We start from the raw sequence: 16,784 nt of genomic DNA, 5'->3' as shown, positions 1-16,784 counted from the left end.
CCTAATGATTCATCGTCAAGCTGCATAAATTATACAAATCACCTTTTTGCTGCATTAACTCTTCAAAGGGACCATTCTCGGTTATCGTGCCATCTTTCATAAAAATGACTGCATCATATTTGCTTAATAAATTCGGATTCAATTTGTGCGTTACAACAATAGCTGTTAAATCAGCGATTTTGAGAATTGCCTCTTCGATTTCCGTAGTGTTTTTTTGATCTAAAGCCGCCGTAGCTTCATCCATGAGTAAAATTGGTGTCTTTCTAATTAAAGCCCGTGCGATGGAAATGCGTTGTTTTTGCCCACCAGATAATTCATTGCCTGCTTCTCCAACCTGCAAGTCCATACCTTGGGGATTACTATCTACTAAGGGTTTTAAACCTGCTTGTTTGATCGCCTCATGGAGTTCTTGATCCGTAAAAGATTTTCCCAAAGTTATGTTATAAGCCAGCGAATTATCAAAAATATAAACATCCTGCTGAATAATATTTATTAGTTGATACAATGACGCTAAACTAATTTGATTGAGGTTTACATTATCTAGGCTAATGCTGCCATTTGTATCCAACTGGTAATATCGCATTAATAATTTTAATAGGGTGGTTTTGCCACTGCCAGAAATCCCCACCAGCGCATATTTTTGGCCTTTATTGATTTGTAAATTAATGTTGGACAGTACCTTTTGCCTTATGTTGCCTTGTTGCGGATAAGCAAAATTAACATGTGTGAATTTAATATTCGCGGTAAATTGCGTTATTTCTAAGTCGTCCTGGCGAACTGCGAGGGGCTTATGTATTTGATCCAACAATTGCTGCAAAGTTGCCATTGCTGCTAAACCGGCTTTTTTATTGTTCATTTCCAAACCCAATTTGTTCAACGGCAACACCACGAAGTTAACTAATTGAACAATAGCGGTCACGCCCCCGATACTGGTCCTCCCATGAATGACCATTAACATGCCGAGACCATACGCTACCAGAAAAACTAAATATCCCGCACAATTAGAAAGGGATATGGCCCGATTATTGAGCTCGACCAGCGCAAATTCACTAGCTGCTTGCTGATTATTTTTACTTTGGAATTCTTGGTTCAGCTGTTTTTCAATATTAAAACTCTTAATTACTAAAAAACCGGCCAAAGCATCTTTGACTTTTGAAACATAATCATTTTGACACTTCAAAACTGCTTTTTGTTGCGCTTGCATTTTGCCACTTAAGCCACTCATACTCAACAGAGGAATTAAACTGATGATGAGCACGGCTATGGCGAGTTGCCAATTAATGAACAACATCCCCAGCACCGAAAAAAGCAACAGCGAGACATTAGACACAATATTAAAATAGGCTGTCAGATATTTTTCCTCAATAGTCGAAAGCGTCGTGGTCATGGTTGTCAAAAAATCACCTAGGCTATGCTTATTGAAAGCTTGTAAATCACTGGTCAGAATCTGATTAAAGACTTTTGGCCGATATTGTTGCCTAAAGTGCTTCACAAATTTATTTTTAGTCCGTTCACTGCCAAAAACTGCCAGCGCTAAAAAGATACAGACTAGTAAACATACCCCCGCTGGCCTGCTTTAAAGCACTCAGATCGCGGGCTACCCCGGCGTCGATTAATCTTTTTAAAACCAGCGCCAGCAATAAGTTGATCAGCGGGTAAATTAAACCGGCAAAAACTAGTGCCAGATAATAATTGAGTCGATCGAATCCTTTAAACTTGTGCATTAATAAAAACTCCTTCTCATATTTTTTTCAGTTCATAAACCTAACAATTGTCTTATTTAATTGCTTTGGTATTCATTACTATACGCTAAACATTTTATAATCAACAGGTATTTTTTAAAATGTACTGAACTTTTTTAAAATGATGGCGAAAAAATTTTTATTAATAATCGTTAAATAAAAGCCTCGATATCGTTATAACTGCTGCTTGAGAGATGCTTTATATTTTAATTATTTTGGGGCAAACCCTTTATTTAACCTCCTCATAGATAACTACATTAGCAGGAGTCAAATAACCAATTAATTTTATCTAGAATTAGATCTTCATCTGCCCAATTGTCTTCGTTTGATGGCAGAATAACTGATGTCCAGGCTTGGGTGGTCACGTAGCTTTTTTCATTTCTTTGAATCTAATCTGTCTGAAACGCAATTTCGGCCACCTACTGCACTATCACAAGTTCCAATTATTAAACTACCCCGCTGACAAGAAATCATGGCAAAGAAAAAGTACAAAACTTTGTAACCAAGTTCCGTACTTTCAAGTTAAACTTTATTGTTGATGAAACACTGGAAAAGAACTCGCGTCACCATAGTTGGTAATCTGCGGTAAGTCTTCTAATGCTTTTAAATCTGCGGGCGCAATCTGAAAATCCACAGCGCCATTTTCGACAATATGCGCTGGATTTTCACTCTTAGGTAAGGGTAAAGTGCCTAATTCCAAGCAATATCGAATGGCTAATTGCGACACAGACACTTGGTACTTCGCCGCCATTTGTTTAATTTGCGGATTTTGTAGAATCTGACCATGGGCGATCGGAGAGTAGGCCTCAACCAAAATATCGTGCTCTTGACAGTAATGCAGCAGTGAAAACGGTGTATTGGCAATGTGTAATAAAATTTGATTTACTACAGGTTTGATTCGACCATGGGTCAAAATATTCTCTAGATCTTTCTGCTCAAAGTTAGCCACCCCCAACGCACGGATTTTGCCGGCATCATAGGCTGCTTCCATCGCCTGCCAGGCAGCTAAATTCCCTGCAAAATAATGTTCCCCATTTCGAAACTTGTCCCACGGTTGGGGAGCATGAATAAGTAACAGATCTACATAATCCAGTCCCAAATCTGTTAGCGACTGATCAATTGCTTGGGCGGCGACGTCATAGGACTTAATTTCAGCGGCAAGTTTAGTAGTTACAAAAACTTGTTCGCGTGGCACCGCAGTTTGCCGTAACGCTTCGCCAATGCCTTTTTCATTGCCATAGGCTTGAGCGGTGTCCAGGTGCCGATATCCCGCCTCCAGCGCTTGGGTGACCGCTGCGGTTACGCGGTGATTATCGATTAACCACGTTCCAAATCCTAATTTAGGAATTTGCACGCCGTTAGCTAGTTGATAGTTTTCTTTTAAAATAGTCATTCCAATTTTCCCCCTTATTTTTTACGTCAGACTGCTTAATGATGAGTCATTTTGTTAAAGATTAACTGCACGACTATTTTATTTCGATTCATTCAAGCTCCTCCGCTCGCCTGGTTGAATTTAATGCGGTAATTGATTGTATTCTTCAGCGCTCACGGGCTCTAACCATTCTGCAGTGCCAGTGGTGATAGCTAAATGACTAAACCAAGAATCTTTGGTGGCTCCATGCCAGTGCTTGACCCCATCATGGGCAATCACAACATCTCCTGGTTTTAACAACTGCGCCGGCTGTCCGGCTTCTTGATACCAACCCTCACCTCCGGTAACGAGTAATATTTGACTACCATTATGATGAATATGCCAATTATTGCGACAGCCGGGTTCAAAGGTGACATTCGCCACCGGAACGCTGACATCCGGACCGGGAGTTACCAAAGCATTATTATAACTTTGACCAATAAAGTACTGGGCATAAGCCTCATTTTTCGGCCCTGTGGCAAAAACTCCTGGTTGTTCAACTGGTTGCTTGGTCATTTAATTGTTTCTCCTTTCTGTTTGAACTTCTGAAAGTAAAGCCAGTATAGTCCTTGAAGTACACTTGAGGTCAATCAAAAAGTGAATCTTGTTAAAAGATCAAAGTTGATTATAATGTAATCTAAAGTTAACTTTAATAGGAGGATAAACATGGCTACCTCACTTAATCAGAAAACTTACACCATTAGTGAATTTGGAACCAAAATGGGATTAAGCGCGCCCACCTTACGTTATTACGAAAATGAAGGCTTAATTAAGCCGCAACGTCATTCCAACGGACACCGCTATTATACGCAAGACGATGTCCGGTGGCTGAAATTCTTAAAACATTTAAAAGGCACCGGCATGAGTATTAGCGACTTAAAACAATATATTTCCTGGCGCGAACAAGGCGATTGCACCATTCCACAGCGTTTAGCCTTATTGAAAAGCACGAAAAATAATTTTTTACAACAATTCGCTGATATTCAACATCATTTACAAATTCTCAACGATAAAATTAATTGGTATGAAGCCAAAGAAGCCGGCCTAACTTCAGAAAAAGAAAGTTTCGCAGATTATTTACACCGCTTAGGCCATCATGAATAAACACCTTTTCCACACTCACTGACGTTTCGAACAGGACTGCAAATCATAACTTATCCGAGATGCCCAACACACTAAAAACGAATCACAATTAGCAAACGGGCACGCAACCGGGTCTAATCGAGACAAAAAAATAAAGCTGGGACAAGTTACTGTCTCAGCTTTAGCAGTTTTTGAATTTAGGCTATTTGTCAAAAAGCTTGTGCCACTTATGGCTACTTTGGCTTAAAAGTTACTGAATAAGTCATCAATTTGTTGATATTCATCTGGGGATAATTTCAATTGCAAAGCCCCGGCATTACTTTCAACTTGTTTTACATTGCGGGCTCCGGGGATTACCACACTAATGGCGGGATTAGCCATATACCAAGCTAAAACAGTTTGTGTCACTGTAGCCTGATGCTGATCGGCAATTTGGCGCACACCGTCAATTCCTCGAATGGCTTGTTCATACTGGTCTTGACTGAAGTCACCTAACATTTGACCCCCATCAGTATTTTTAAATTTGTCCCAATCAGCTAAACCATATTTGCCCGTCAACAGTCCGGAAGCCAAAGGGAAGAATGGTACAAAAGAAATATTTTGTTCCTGCAAATACTTTAATTCAGCTTGCACCGGAGCTCGATGAACTAAACTATACTGGTCTTCGACAATGTCAAGTTTACCATTTTTATTAGCTTCTTTAATTTGACTTAAAGAAAAATTGGAAACCCCAATGGCGCGAATTTTGCCAGCTTTTCGGATTTCATCTAAGGTTTCAATGGCTTCATCCTTAGGCGTTGTTTCATCCGGATAGTGTAAATAAAAGATATCAATATAATCAGTTTTTAAGCGGCGCAAGGCATCATCGACTGCTTGGCGGATAAAAGCGGCACTATTATTGATCGCCATATCCTGCGACTTGTCTTGCGCGGCTTTCGTGGCAATGATTACTTTCGAGCGATCATAATCTTGTAAAACATCACCAATAATTTCTTCTGATCTGCCCAAACCGTACATATAAGCAGTGTCCCATAAGTTAATCCCTTGGTCTAACGCGGCCCGTAGGAGATCATATCCATCTTGTTCATTCAAATTGTTGAATAAATTATGACCACCCACTTTATTAGTTCCTAAACCCAACTTGGTGGTATAGACTTCACTCTTACCAATGCGTACTTGTTCCATTTGTATACCTCCACACTCAATGATCGCCCACAAAACCAAACTACAAGTTTCGCAAAAATTTCGTTTGCGCCTTGCTGGACGATCCCGCTGTCCTCTACTAGCCTCCTCAATCCATCCGAAACCATACACTTCTTTCACAAATTACAGCGGGCTAGTAGATCTATTATACTACGATCAATATATCGATTATTATTTAAGATTTCAATGACCTACTGTAAAAACACATATATTTTTTGTTAGGATTTGACAGAATTTATCTACGATCCCTACTGCCGCTAAGCAAGTAACCCCTGGAACAAGGCAACGAATAATTTAAGGCTGTTATCAATGAAATTAAATAAAAGATGAATTTCCCACTTCATTTAGCTTATTCTAAAAAATAGGAACGATCTTTTTGCTTTCTCACCAACAACAAAGCCCATAAATACTCTAGACAGCTTACTGCTAGGCCCTGCCAAGCGTTCAGCACGATCACGAGCGATAAACCCAGGAGCGGAATTTGTATTAGCCAATAAACAATCCAGGGCAAAGTCATTTTTTGAAAATGCCCACATAAAGCTAAATTACCCAACAAAAATAAAACTATCCCCGCTAAACCAATTAAAGGTTTTTGAGATAGCGGCAAAACTAAGTCCTTTTTAAAAATCTCAAAAGTTAGGCCCCAAATAACAATCAGGAACAAGACGATTTCCACCAACTGCCATTTAGTTTTAGATTGCCAATGATTAAACTTCAGACTTTGACTTAAAGGATGAAAAAAGCAGGCTATTAAGATGGCGGCCAGCGCACTGACTACGATTCCTTGGGATTGCGGCCCCGGGCCTAAGAATAAAGTGAGGACAATGACGCTCACACCTAAGATATTCAATGCCGGCCAAAATTGCAGCAGCCATTGACGCAGTGAGGCTGAGGGTAACTGACGAATAATGGCATCGGCTGCAGTTTGCGGATCAGAACCAAAATATTCTTTCGCCGAAAGACCGTCACTTTGGGCTTCAATCATATCGCTTAACACATCAGTGATTGCTTCTTCTACTGCCTGTACGTCTTTACTCCAATAGGTCCGCAGATATTCAACTAGGGTTTCTGCGTATACATAATTTAAACCGTGTAGTTTATGTAAAAGTTGATTATTTTTCAAATATTCATTCATAATTAACTTTCCCCTTGCTGCTCCATCAATCTAGCCATCGCGTGTTGTAATTGCTGCCATTGGGGCATAAAAATTTGTAATTGCTGTTGGCCTTGGAGAGTAATTTGATAATATTTGCGATCCGGCCCTGTATTCGAAACTTTTTTATAACCTTGCACCCAACCCTGTTGTTGCAATTTTAATAATAAAGGATAAATCGTTCCTTCAGGAACATTCCCAAAACCATTCTGCGCTAATTGTTGCTGTAAAGCGTAACCGTAGGTTTCACCTTGGGCAATAATCAGTAAAATAGCATTTTCCAAAATACCTTTTAACATTTGTGTCGGAATTTTTGCCATAAAAAATAACTGCCTCTACTTTGTAAAACAAAGTATATAGACGCAGCCACACAATGTAAAGCACAATTAAACTTTTTAAAAAACAACTGAAAAATTTATTGAGTAATTACCTTCAGTTCGCACTCTACGTTATTACATAATTGATAAATTTTAATATGTATAATCTGTTGCACTATTATGAAATAAGCTAAGTACATGGAATATTTGACTACTTATATTATTACAATAATTTCAACGTACAAAAAATATTTTAGACAGTGGTCTTAAAGAAATTTGTCTGAAGAGTATTCCAACACAATCACTATCTAGATTTTACCTTCAAACGCACCGTGTAAAAAAGCCATTGTATTTCTGATTCACATCTGATATTTCTGCCAGCAAAATGGCTCTCACCTATTATGACCACATGTATTATTGTCAGAATAAAAATAGAGCATAATTTTGATAGCAGGATATAATTTACGTATAATTAGCAATAGTTGCGGTAACGTTGATTATTAATCGTAAAAAAGATTGATTTTGTCAACCACAAGGGTTAAACTACACTTATTAAAACGATGAAAGGACTTAACCCACATGGAATATAATAAAGAAATCTTCGATGCTCAAATTTCCGCAATGCGTTTTACAAACTTAGATATTGCACCAGACTATCAAGCTATCTCAACTGTGACACACAATGGACAAAACTCTGCAACTTGGGATCGCCGATTTCAAATTTTGTATGATAAACTGTATAAAAACCCTCGTTATCAGCCAATTTTCATTCCTCGCGGTATCTGGACTTCTATTTTAGTTTTTGATAAGAACGATTCCAAGCTATACCACATGATGAATGAGAAAACCTTATCTGCTCGACGTCACGAAGCTCAATCGAAAGGCTTCGCTACTCACTATGTATACTCTCTTCTCTATTTAAATGAAGGACTTGAACATGATTACGGACAATTAGAGCTGATTCCAACTCGTGATAAGGACAAGCAAGAATATCGCATTAAGGACTCAAAAAAAATGCTTAACGATTTAGTTGACCAAGTAAAAGAAGTACTCATTACGTCGTGTAAATATGATCATGGTAAAATTATCGGCGGTTCAATTCAACAATTTGATGATAACTATTGCTTAGTTGACAGCATTGATTTGAGTGAACAGATTATTCATCCAATGAAACAGAGTGGTGTTCAAGCAAATCCAGCCAATTCACCACATTCGGAAGAAATTCTCACCCAACTACGTACGCAACGTCGCTCACTGGAAGAAAAAGAAAAATCAAGTCCAGCCAATTCACCACGTTCAGAAGGATTTCTCGTCCAGCTACGTAAGCAGCGTCGCTCACTAGAAGAAAAAGAAAAAGAAAAAGAAAAAGAAAAAAATCAAATTCGAAAGAAAAAAAAATAAAGTCAATGAAGGTGTTGGAGTAGAATGAAATTTAAATTAAATGGCTCACGTTTACGAGAAGCACGGCGTTATCGCCATATGACTATTGCTGAGCTAGCTAGTAAAGCATCCGTAACCAAGCAAATGATTTCTAGATATGAATGCGGAAACTCAAAGCCGGGGCTCGATGTGTTCCAAAAAATTATCCAGGCCTTGAAGTTCCCTTTAGACTATTTTACTACTGAAGACAAACGTGATTTTCAAGATGGCGGCACCTTCTTTCGAAGCCGACTTACTGCGACTCAATCAGAAAAACAACCTAGTGAGACTTACAAGCGTGCAACGGCTATTGTCAGAGATTATTTTGGTGAATTCATAGATTTCCCAAAACTGACTAATGATAAATTTGAAAATGATACCCCCCCACAGGCTGCTATAAAGCTTAGAAATAAATGGGGATTAGGAGACTCACCTATTCCAAATATGATGCGACTGTTAGAAAAGCATGGCCTAATTGTCGCCGTTATTGATTCTGGATCAAACAAGATTGACGCTCAAAGTGGCTTTTACACAGTAGATGGCCGCTCATACTACATCGTTCTTGTGGATAGAGTTAGTCATTCCTTTTATCGCGAACAGTCCACTCAAGCCCACGAATTAGGACATCGCGTGCTCCATGCTAATATTTTGAATCCTCAAGAGCTGGATGCGGAAGATTATAGAATAATGGAAAAAGAAGCAAATCAATTTGCTTCTGAATTTCTATTACCTGCCCAAGCCTTTGAGAAAACTCTTGGTAAAGATAAACTTGATTTAAAAAATTATGTGTTACTGAAAGATTACTGGCACGTCTCGATCGCAGCAATGTTGTATCGTGCACGTGATCTAAACTTACTAACTGCCGATGAATATATCAAGCTTCAAAAGAAAATTAGTTACAGAAAATGGCGAAAGGTTGAACCTCTTGATCTAAATACTCCTTCATCAACACCTGTACTACTCAAACAATCGCTTGATCTGCTTATGCAACAAAACATCCTCGAGCCAAGTGAGTTAAGTCACGAACTGGGCCTTAAATACGGAACGCCGTTCCCTAACGAAATTTTGTCGGAAGTAATTGGTGTGGATTTAAGTAAATTCAGCGGCGAAATTGTCAAATTAAAACCGCAAATTGAGTAATAAATGTGTCTCCACGCTCGATAGAAAGCGCAAAATCTGCAAACATGAGTGGCAGCGATCTAACAGGGAAATATTGAATAAACCACTTATGCCTGAACACGAGACTGAAACTGAATAATTACAAAATGATGGATTCCAACCTGTTTCCATCATTTTTTAAAAATTAAAAGGGAGCTAAAAAGTCATTCCCTTGCAAGATCAAAAAACATTATCGAAAAAAATGACTAGCTCAAACTAAAGTTTCTTAGTGTTTAAGCTTTACGCAGACGAATTAAAATTCCAATTAATAATAGCAAGATGATCTTAGCCCTGTGCCTCAACATGAAATCACAAGATCATATACCCTCGAAACACATAAGAATAGTGCTTTCTACTTTCACACTTACCTCGGTCTTGATTCTAAAACAGCCGTTAACATTAATAGTTACACAAACTTAGTTCATTACATGCTATCCCGAATCTTTCGACGGACCATCTACTTTATGCCTTAAATGTGAATTCAACAAAGAATATCTATAATATTAAGACAATAAAGCCCCAAGTGGGCTTCTGAATTTTGGACGAAAGCCGCAAGCGCTTGGTTGAAAAGCTGATTTTGATCTATAATTCAGTGGGGTTCTTACTTGCAGAAATCCCGTTCATGCTAATCATCAAGCAACATACGGAACTGACAGGAGTACATCACCATCTGCGTTCATGCTTTACAGCAATTATATGCTTAGATATTGATCAGTCTGGATGAAAAAACTGGTAATTAAGGGGCTCCTCGGTCCCGACAATATTCATACAACTATCCGCTAGCTTGGACGCCCACGGTGGTACCGTTACATTATCCTTTATTTTTCGATAGAAGAACTGCAGTGACGATCGCATTGTTCTACTGCTTATCCCCCACAATCTCTACCTAACATCACTATAATATGTTGGCACAATACAGTGATCCCGGATTAGATTGAGCCAACTTTAATATAGCTAAACACTCTTGTAAGATTATATGCAATAAATATTGGATACTTTATAATTTTTTAACTTTTTCTATTAAAATTACGTTGTTTAATTTTAGCGTTCAATTTATGAACTGTTTTTCTTTGCTCTAACAAAATGATTACCCAAATTATGATATATACCAAAATAAAAACAAATATAGAATCCCAACCGATTAACCAATTATTAATAAAGCTCATAGTTAAAAATAGAATAAAGGATCCAATAAAATGAATAATTATTGCCGAAAGTAAGGGTAAATCTGTCTTGAAAATCATTGATAAAATTCCAATCAATCCCGAAAGAATGAAAATAGAAACTACATCCTTAGCAGTGGGAGGTACTCCGGGATTAGCAAAAGTTAAAATACAAAGATAACAAATTGCTCCAAAGCCCATTCCTGTAAAGAAATAATCTACAAATTTGCCAAATTTTCTCATATTACAGTCCTAATTCCTTTTCTAATTCGGGTAAATATTTTCTGGAAACATCTGTCTTTAGATTATTAGCTAGCCTAACAATCATATTACCCGCGAAACCATTTTCAATTGATTCTAAGTAATTTAAATTAATGATTGCGTGACGTGATACTTGAACAAAATTATCATTTAAAACTTCAAGAACTTGATATAGCCTTCCTGTGGTTTTTACTACTTCTGCAGTAGTGTAATAAGTTAAACTAGTTGCTTGAACTTCAATTTTAATCAAAGTATTCATTTTAATAGTTACTATTCGATCATTGGTTTTGATAGGTAATAAGCTACGCTCCTGTTTATCGAATTTACTGATATACGCTAATAACTTATTTATTGTGGAATCTTGCTCAGCAGATTTTACTTCTACTCTAATTTCATCATGCAAAGATTCATCTTTTTTGAATTCGACTTTCACCTTAATTATTTCTCTTTCTATCAGCCCAAAATGTTAACACCATTATTAGGGTTATTAAAACTATGGTCATCCCCAGCATAATCAAAGCATTATCTATTTGATTTAATTGATATCCATTAATTTTAAAATGAATCCCTAAATAAGCAACAAGGTATTTTCTTACGTTAGGTGAAAAATCATTTTTAATTATGGGGTTTAACAATAAACTTCTTAGAGCTGCGGTTTCATAACTACTGGGAATTAATTTTACCAAAGTTTGCGCATGTGAGGACAGTGTCCCATAAGGCATGTAAGTTGCAACCGCAAACCCGGCAGCCGCACTTATCACAGCAGATAATCTACTAAAAGTAGTCGCAGAATGAATAAAGAAAACTATAATTACATTTAACGAAGCTGCAGCCATAGAAGCAACTAGGATATAACTGAATGCAGATAAATATGTACTTGTAGGAATAGAAACATGGTCAGTAGCTGTAAAATAACTACTCATCACAAGAAAAACTATAATTTGCATTATTAGACCGATTACAGCCCCTGATAAAATATATGCTAACACTTGTTGTGAAGCAGAAACATCAGTTAACTTGATGTCATCAATCGTTCTAGTTTCTTGATCCTTTACCAATTGTCCTAATGCTTGCAAGGAAGTGGTCATACCTGCAATTGCTACTATACCAGCAATCATCCAGAGATCTAACATTTCAGTAGCATTAGAAGTATGGCTCCAGGAACTTTTAAGATTTTTCTGTAAGAAACCAATATAAATAAAGAATGAGATTAATGCCCCTAAACAAGACATAATTACTCCAGAAAGATTAGAAAAGTAGATTTTGATGTTTCTCAGTAACAAAGCAAACATTTTACTGCAATTCCTTTCCTGTAATCTTAATAAAGGCATCATTTATTGAGCCTTGATAGTATTCAAAATTAGTAATTACATTATGATTAAGACTGAGGAAATCAATTGTTTCACTAGCTGTCAATGACATCATTTCTATTAGCTTGGGATTAATCACTTGATATTTTTGAGATGTCTTGAGCAATTTAATATCTCTTACATTGACCAACAACTTTGTGGGTGCATACTTCTGTTCAATTTTGGCAGCAGGACCACTAGCTAAAATATTTCCATTTTCCAAAATATACATTTGATCAGCATTTTCTGCTTCTTCAAGATAATGTGTTGTTAAAAAAATGGTCAAACCTTGTTCTTGTTGTAGTTTTTGTAAAAGATGCCAAAGTACTAATCTTGTCTGTAAATCCAACCCAGTTGTAGGTTCATCTAAAAATAATAAATTGGGTTTATTAATTAACGCTCTGGCAATATCCACTCTACGTCTTTGACCACCAGATAAAGTACCATATTTTTGTTTCAAATATTTTCTAATACCAATTAAATCAACTAAGTGATTCAACCATTCATTTGAATAGTTCTTATACATTCTTGCTTTTAAATACAAATTATCTTTTACTGTTAAGTTGTTATCTAGGACACTATTTTGAAATACAATGCCCATCCTAAGGCTATCGGCATAAGTTATGGCACCTGAAGTTGGTTTTAATAATCCGGTCAAAAGATTGATAGTCGTGGTTTTACCAGCCCCGTTTGTACCTAGATAGGCAACAAGCTGTCCTTTGTCGATTTTTAAATTAACCGCATTTAAGGCTAATTTTTTACCATATTTTTTTGTTAAATCATAAGTTTCTATCAGCATATTAAAAATCTCCTCTTGTAATACACTGACTATGATACGTAACTAGTAGAAATATGTTTTCAAATTTCAAATAAGTGGTAAGGATCAGATCATAAACAGCTAGATTTTCAACATTAAATTTTTCCACATAAAAAAGCCCTTAGTTAAACTAAGAGCTTCTTAATTTGGCATACTTGGGCAAACATGATATTCCTTGGAATCAAATATCATATTCTTCAATCATTGACATTACTAAGGTTCTACCATGTATTCCTTGTAATATTTGGCATACAACTTTATCTTTTTTATGGTTTTAGAGTTATTTCGGTTCCTTCCAATGCTTATAAATTAAGGTTTACCATTCCAGTTATATTGCCCACTTATTCCCATTCGATCGTTGCGGGCGGCTTGGAAGTAATATCATAGACTACCCGGTTAACGTGATCGACTTCATTGGTAATCCGCGTAGAAATTTTAGCCAATACTTGCCACGGTATTTGGGCAAAGTCCGCGGTCATCCCGTCAATAGAGGTGACAGCCCGAATCCCAATAGTATAATCATACGTGCGCCCATCACCCATGACGCCTACACTGCGCATACCAGGCAAAACGGTGAAATACTGCCAAATTTCTTTTTCTAAGCCTGCGTTTTTAATTTCTTCCCGTAAAATATAATCACTATCCCGGACCATTTTTAATTTTTCGGGAGTAACTTCACCAATCACGCGAATACCTAAGCCCGGGCCTGGAAAAGGTTGGCGCCAAACTAAATCATGCGGCATGCCCAAGCGCTCGCCTAACTCACGCACTTCATCTTTAAACAAAGTCCGCAAGGGCTCGATTAATTGAAAATGCATATCCTTCGGCAAGCCTCCCACGTTATGATGGGATTTAATGGTTTGGGCGGTACTGGTGCCGCTTTCGATTACATCAGTATATAAGGTACCTTGCGCTAAGAAATCAATGCCCTCTAACTTCTGGGCTTCATCATTAAATACTTGAATAAATTCGTTACCAATAATTTTGCGTTTTTGTTCCGGATCACTGATGCCTTTAAGCTTACTCAAAAAGCGTTCTTGAGCGTCAACTTTAATAATATTGAGCCCAAATTTACCTTCCAAGCTATCCATGACCTGTTTGGCTTCACCTTTGCGCAATAAACCATGATCCACAAAGATACTAGTTAACTGATTGCCGATTGCTTTATGCAATAAAACACCGACGACCGAAGAGTCCACGCCACCAGACAAGCCTAATAAAACTTTCCGTTTCCCAACGGTCTGACGAATTTGGTCAATTTGTTGTTGAATGAAATCCTGCATACTCCAATTAGCCTGCGCCTTGCAGATCTGAAAAGCAAAATTCTTTAAAATATCTAAACCATATTCCGTATTCCGGACTTCAGCATGAAATTGAATCCCATATAAGCGCTGTTTGGCATTTTCCACTACAGCATAAGGCGTATTCGCACTGATCGCCACTGTCTCAAAATCAGCCGGCAAAGCTGTAACCCGATCGCCATGACTCATCCACACAAATTGCTGTGACGGCAGATTGTGGAACAATAACGAATCTGGTTTGGTAATCTGAATGTCGGCATGTCCATACTCAGGCTCACCAGCCGCTTCCACTTGGCCGCCCAATTCCATCATCATTAATTGCATTCCATAACAAATTCCCAGAATGGGGATGCCTAATTGCCAAATGGCGGGATCAATTTTAAAAGCTGCGGCATCATATACACTATTGGGACCACCAGACAAAATAATTCCTTTAGGTGCCATAGTCTTAATTTGCGCAGCCGTAGTAGTATGCGGTAACAGTTCAGAATAGATTCCAAGATCTCGAATTCTTCGGGTAATTAATTGGTTATATTGACTGCCATAATCTAAGACAATGATGCTATCAGCTTGCACTTGCCACACTCCTTTATCAAATTAACTCTTATTGTACAAAAAAATTTTCGCAGTGTATACCACTTACTAATCTCGTTTTACTGTCTATCGATTGGAATCTCTGCTGGAGTTCCAATTTGGTTCCAGGTCCCAGCCTCAGCTGTGAAAATCACTCCTAGTCCAGTGGTCATTGCCGCGTGAACTCCCACTGGTGGGCTAGGTCATCTCAGTATTTTTTTAATAATACTTGATCAATGACATGCCCGGTGGTTTTATGCAAAATCAAATCCGCCCGACTCATTGTCGGGGCAATGTATTCGACTAAGTTTTTGTAATTCACTTCACGCCAGACCCGATGCGCCATCGCCATCACATCTTGGGGCGGCCGTTGGAGATATTGATAATAATAGTTTTGCGGATCGGGATGCTTTTGTTGTGCCTTCAAAAAGCCTTTAAACCGATGAATATACCATTGTTCAATTAACTGCGGATCAGCATCTACATAAATGGCAAAATCAAAATAATCACTCACATAAATCTGTTGATTTTGGGGGAGTTGTAAAACATTAATTCCCTCCATAATTAAAATGTCCGGATCATCAATTAGGTTTGTTTGATTGGCCACAATGTCATAGTTTTCATGCGAATAACTGGGATACGCTACGGGGTGACGATTGGCCTTAACATCTTCTAAAAATTGCAATAATTTTTGATTATCATAACTCCAAGGAAACCCCTTTTCCTGCAAAATTCCCCGGCGCTGTAATTCCTGATTGGGATACAAAAAACCATCGGTGGTAATTTGTTCTATTTTATATTGTGGATAAGTCCGTTGCAACATCACTTTCAACAGCCGGGCAGTTGTACTCTTACCCACCGCTACACTGCCACTAATGCCAATAATAAAGGGTATTTTATGCGGCTTTTGCCCGAGAAACTGGGCCTTGGCTTGTGATAATTGTTGATAATTCAATAAATACAAATGCAATAGATGTCGAATGGGTGAATAAATCTGTTGCACATCCGTTAAAGAAACCTCATCATCAACGGATTTAATCTGTTCCAAATCGGCGTCTGTAATGTTATGAAAATATTGCCCGTGAAAATGCGACCACTCCTCGCGCGAATAACAATTATAATTCATCAACTCCGGCATTTTACTTCCCCCAGAAAATGTTATGATAAAGATAGTAAATGAAAAGCTGCGGCCCCGTTTGTGGGCCCCAAAGGACATATAATATGCAAAAAATTATCTTATACGGTGATGATATTTTAGCGGGTTTTGAACATGGTAAAGTCACTGCGCAAATGACTCAACGCTTACAAAAAGCTTTCCCGCAAACAACCGTCATTAATCGTGCTTTACCTGGACATCGCACCACCGATGCACTAACTCATGTTCAACGCGATGTGAGTGCTTTAGACCCAGCCGTCGTAGTTCTTTTTTTTGGCACTAATGATATTTTACCAGTTAATGAGATTAAACCTGGCATTTTTACGAATAATTTGGCGCATTTGTTTGCCGCACTCAGTCCTGCCCAAATTATTCTGGTATCGCCTCCTTATATTGATTATCATAAACAGCCGGCCCGTAGTTGGCCGCGCCAGTTACAATTTGAGTTAGCCAGTGAACATATGGCACGTAAGTATCAGTTACCTTATATTAATTTATTAAAAGCTATGCAGGCCCAACAACACCCGCAACAATATTTACAAGAAGATGGCTTGACTTTCAATGCACGGGGGTATGATTTTTTAACGCATTTATTAGTACCGTTAATTAACAATTGTCTGCAACGCACACCATCCGCTAGCGTTTTGAAAAAAGCCCCCAATTAGGGGGCTTTTTTTT

At 37.9% G+C, this 16,784-nt stretch carries 17 protein-coding genes; 4 read left to right on the top strand and 13 right to left on the bottom strand.

From position 1 onward, the window contains the following. Window position 1: 1 nt before the first annotated feature. From JG30_RS01175 to JG30_RS01165, 4 genes are all read right to left on the bottom strand, one after another. On the bottom strand, window positions 2-1,531 hold the full coding sequence (locus JG30_RS01175) for an ABC transporter ATP-binding protein (protein ID WP_245626299.1): 1,530 nt from the start codon (window positions 1,529-1,531) through the stop codon (window positions 2-4). After that, the gene (locus JG30_RS08560) at window positions 1,512-1,724 is read right to left on the bottom strand and encodes a hypothetical protein (protein ID WP_052725149.1); all 213 of its coding nucleotides are present in this window, start codon (window positions 1,722-1,724) and stop codon (window positions 1,512-1,514) included. The genes JG30_RS01175 and JG30_RS08560 overlap by 20 nt, the downstream gene beginning before the upstream one ends. A gap of 547 nt (window positions 1,725-2,271) precedes the next feature. Then, window positions 2,272-3,135 (bottom strand): aldo/keto reductase, encoded by an 864-nt coding sequence (locus JG30_RS01170; protein WP_046315481.1) that lies wholly within the window; start codon window positions 3,133-3,135, stop codon window positions 2,272-2,274. A gap of 120 nt (window positions 3,136-3,255) precedes the next feature. After that, window positions 3,256-3,669 carry a cupin domain-containing protein gene (locus tag JG30_RS01165; RefSeq protein WP_046315479.1) on the bottom strand — a complete coding sequence of 138 codons (414 nt, stop codon included), beginning with the start codon at window positions 3,667-3,669 and terminating at the stop codon, window positions 3,256-3,258. Window positions 3,670-3,819: 150 nt separating this feature from the next. Between JG30_RS01165 and JG30_RS01160 the strand changes: the two genes are divergently transcribed. After that, window positions 3,820-4,257, top strand: a complete 438-nt coding sequence (locus tag JG30_RS01160; protein WP_046315478.1) for a MerR family transcriptional regulator — start codon at window positions 3,820-3,822, stop codon at window positions 4,255-4,257. A 222-nt stretch (window positions 4,258-4,479) separates the two neighbouring features. On the opposite strand, the gene JG30_RS01155 is transcribed toward JG30_RS01160, so the two are convergent. The 3 genes from JG30_RS01155 to JG30_RS01145 form a co-directional block, all read right to left on the bottom strand. Then, window positions 4,480-5,421, bottom strand: a complete 942-nt coding sequence (locus JG30_RS01155; RefSeq protein WP_046315476.1) for an aldo/keto reductase — start codon at window positions 5,419-5,421, stop codon at window positions 4,480-4,482. Between the two features lie 367 nt (window positions 5,422-5,788). Further along, entirely contained in the window at window positions 5,789-6,574 is a 786-nt protein-coding gene (locus JG30_RS01150; RefSeq protein WP_046315474.1) for a DUF1129 domain-containing protein, read from the bottom strand. A gap of 2 nt (window positions 6,575-6,576) precedes the next feature. Then, window positions 6,577-6,912 (bottom strand): PadR family transcriptional regulator, encoded by a 336-nt coding sequence (locus JG30_RS01145; protein WP_046315472.1) that lies wholly within the window; start codon window positions 6,910-6,912, stop codon window positions 6,577-6,579. 576 nt (window positions 6,913-7,488) lie between these two features. Between JG30_RS01145 and JG30_RS01140 the strand changes: the two genes are divergently transcribed. Together JG30_RS01140 and JG30_RS01135 are read left to right on the top strand one after the other, a co-directional pair. Beyond that, window positions 7,489-8,310, top strand: coding sequence for a DUF5986 family protein (locus JG30_RS01140; RefSeq protein ID WP_046315470.1), 822 nt, complete (start codon window positions 7,489-7,491; stop codon window positions 8,308-8,310). Between the two features lie 24 nt (window positions 8,311-8,334). Further along, on the top strand, window positions 8,335-9,468 hold the full coding sequence (locus JG30_RS01135) for a helix-turn-helix domain-containing protein (protein ID WP_046315468.1): 1,134 nt from the start codon (window positions 8,335-8,337) through the stop codon (window positions 9,466-9,468). A 1,025-nt stretch (window positions 9,469-10,493) separates the two neighbouring features. Here the strand turns inward: JG30_RS01135 and JG30_RS01130 are convergent. The 6 genes from JG30_RS01130 to coaA form a co-directional block, all read right to left on the bottom strand. Then, window positions 10,494-10,892, bottom strand: coding sequence for a DUF3021 domain-containing protein (locus JG30_RS01130; RefSeq protein WP_046315466.1), 399 nt, complete (start codon window positions 10,890-10,892; stop codon window positions 10,494-10,496). 1 nt (window position 10,893) lies between these two features. Next, window positions 10,894-11,343 (bottom strand): LytTR family DNA-binding domain-containing protein, encoded by a 450-nt coding sequence (locus JG30_RS01125; RefSeq protein WP_046315464.1) that lies wholly within the window; start codon window positions 11,341-11,343, stop codon window positions 10,894-10,896. A 1-nt stretch (window position 11,344) separates the two neighbouring features. Then, the gene (locus JG30_RS01120) at window positions 11,345-12,202 is read right to left on the bottom strand and encodes an ABC transporter permease (protein ID WP_046315462.1); all 858 of its coding nucleotides are present in this window, start codon (window positions 12,200-12,202) and stop codon (window positions 11,345-11,347) included. Between the two features lies 1 nt (window position 12,203). Further along, window positions 12,204-13,058 carry an ABC transporter ATP-binding protein gene (locus tag JG30_RS01115; protein ID WP_046315459.1) on the bottom strand — a complete coding sequence of 285 codons (855 nt, stop codon included), beginning with the start codon at window positions 13,056-13,058 and terminating at the stop codon, window positions 12,204-12,206. Window positions 13,059-13,417: 359 nt separating this feature from the next. Then, complete coding sequence (guaA, locus tag JG30_RS01110; RefSeq protein WP_376856475.1) at window positions 13,418-14,953, bottom strand: glutamine-hydrolyzing GMP synthase; 1,536 nt, start codon at window positions 14,951-14,953, stop codon at window positions 13,418-13,420. Between the two features lie 205 nt (window positions 14,954-15,158). Then, window positions 15,159-16,088: a type I pantothenate kinase gene (coaA, locus tag JG30_RS01105; RefSeq protein WP_046315455.1), complete on the bottom strand. Its 930-nt coding sequence runs from the start codon at window positions 16,086-16,088 to the stop codon at window positions 15,159-15,161. An 83-nt stretch (window positions 16,089-16,171) separates the two neighbouring features. Here coaA and JG30_RS01100 point away from each other — a divergent pair, with 83 nt between their 5' ends. Then, window positions 16,172-16,771 carry an SGNH/GDSL hydrolase family protein gene (locus tag JG30_RS01100; protein WP_046315452.1) on the top strand — a complete coding sequence of 200 codons (600 nt, stop codon included), beginning with the start codon at window positions 16,172-16,174 and terminating at the stop codon, window positions 16,769-16,771. Window positions 16,772-16,784: the final 13 nt, after the last annotated feature.

Origin of the sequence: Bombilactobacillus mellifer (genome assembly GCF_000970795.1) — a bacterium.
GTDB classification, from domain to species: Bacteria; Bacillota; Bacilli; order Lactobacillales; family Lactobacillaceae; genus Bombilactobacillus; species Bombilactobacillus mellifer.
Note: the sequence above shows the minus strand (reverse complement) of the source record. Positions and strands in the feature narration are given on the sequence as shown.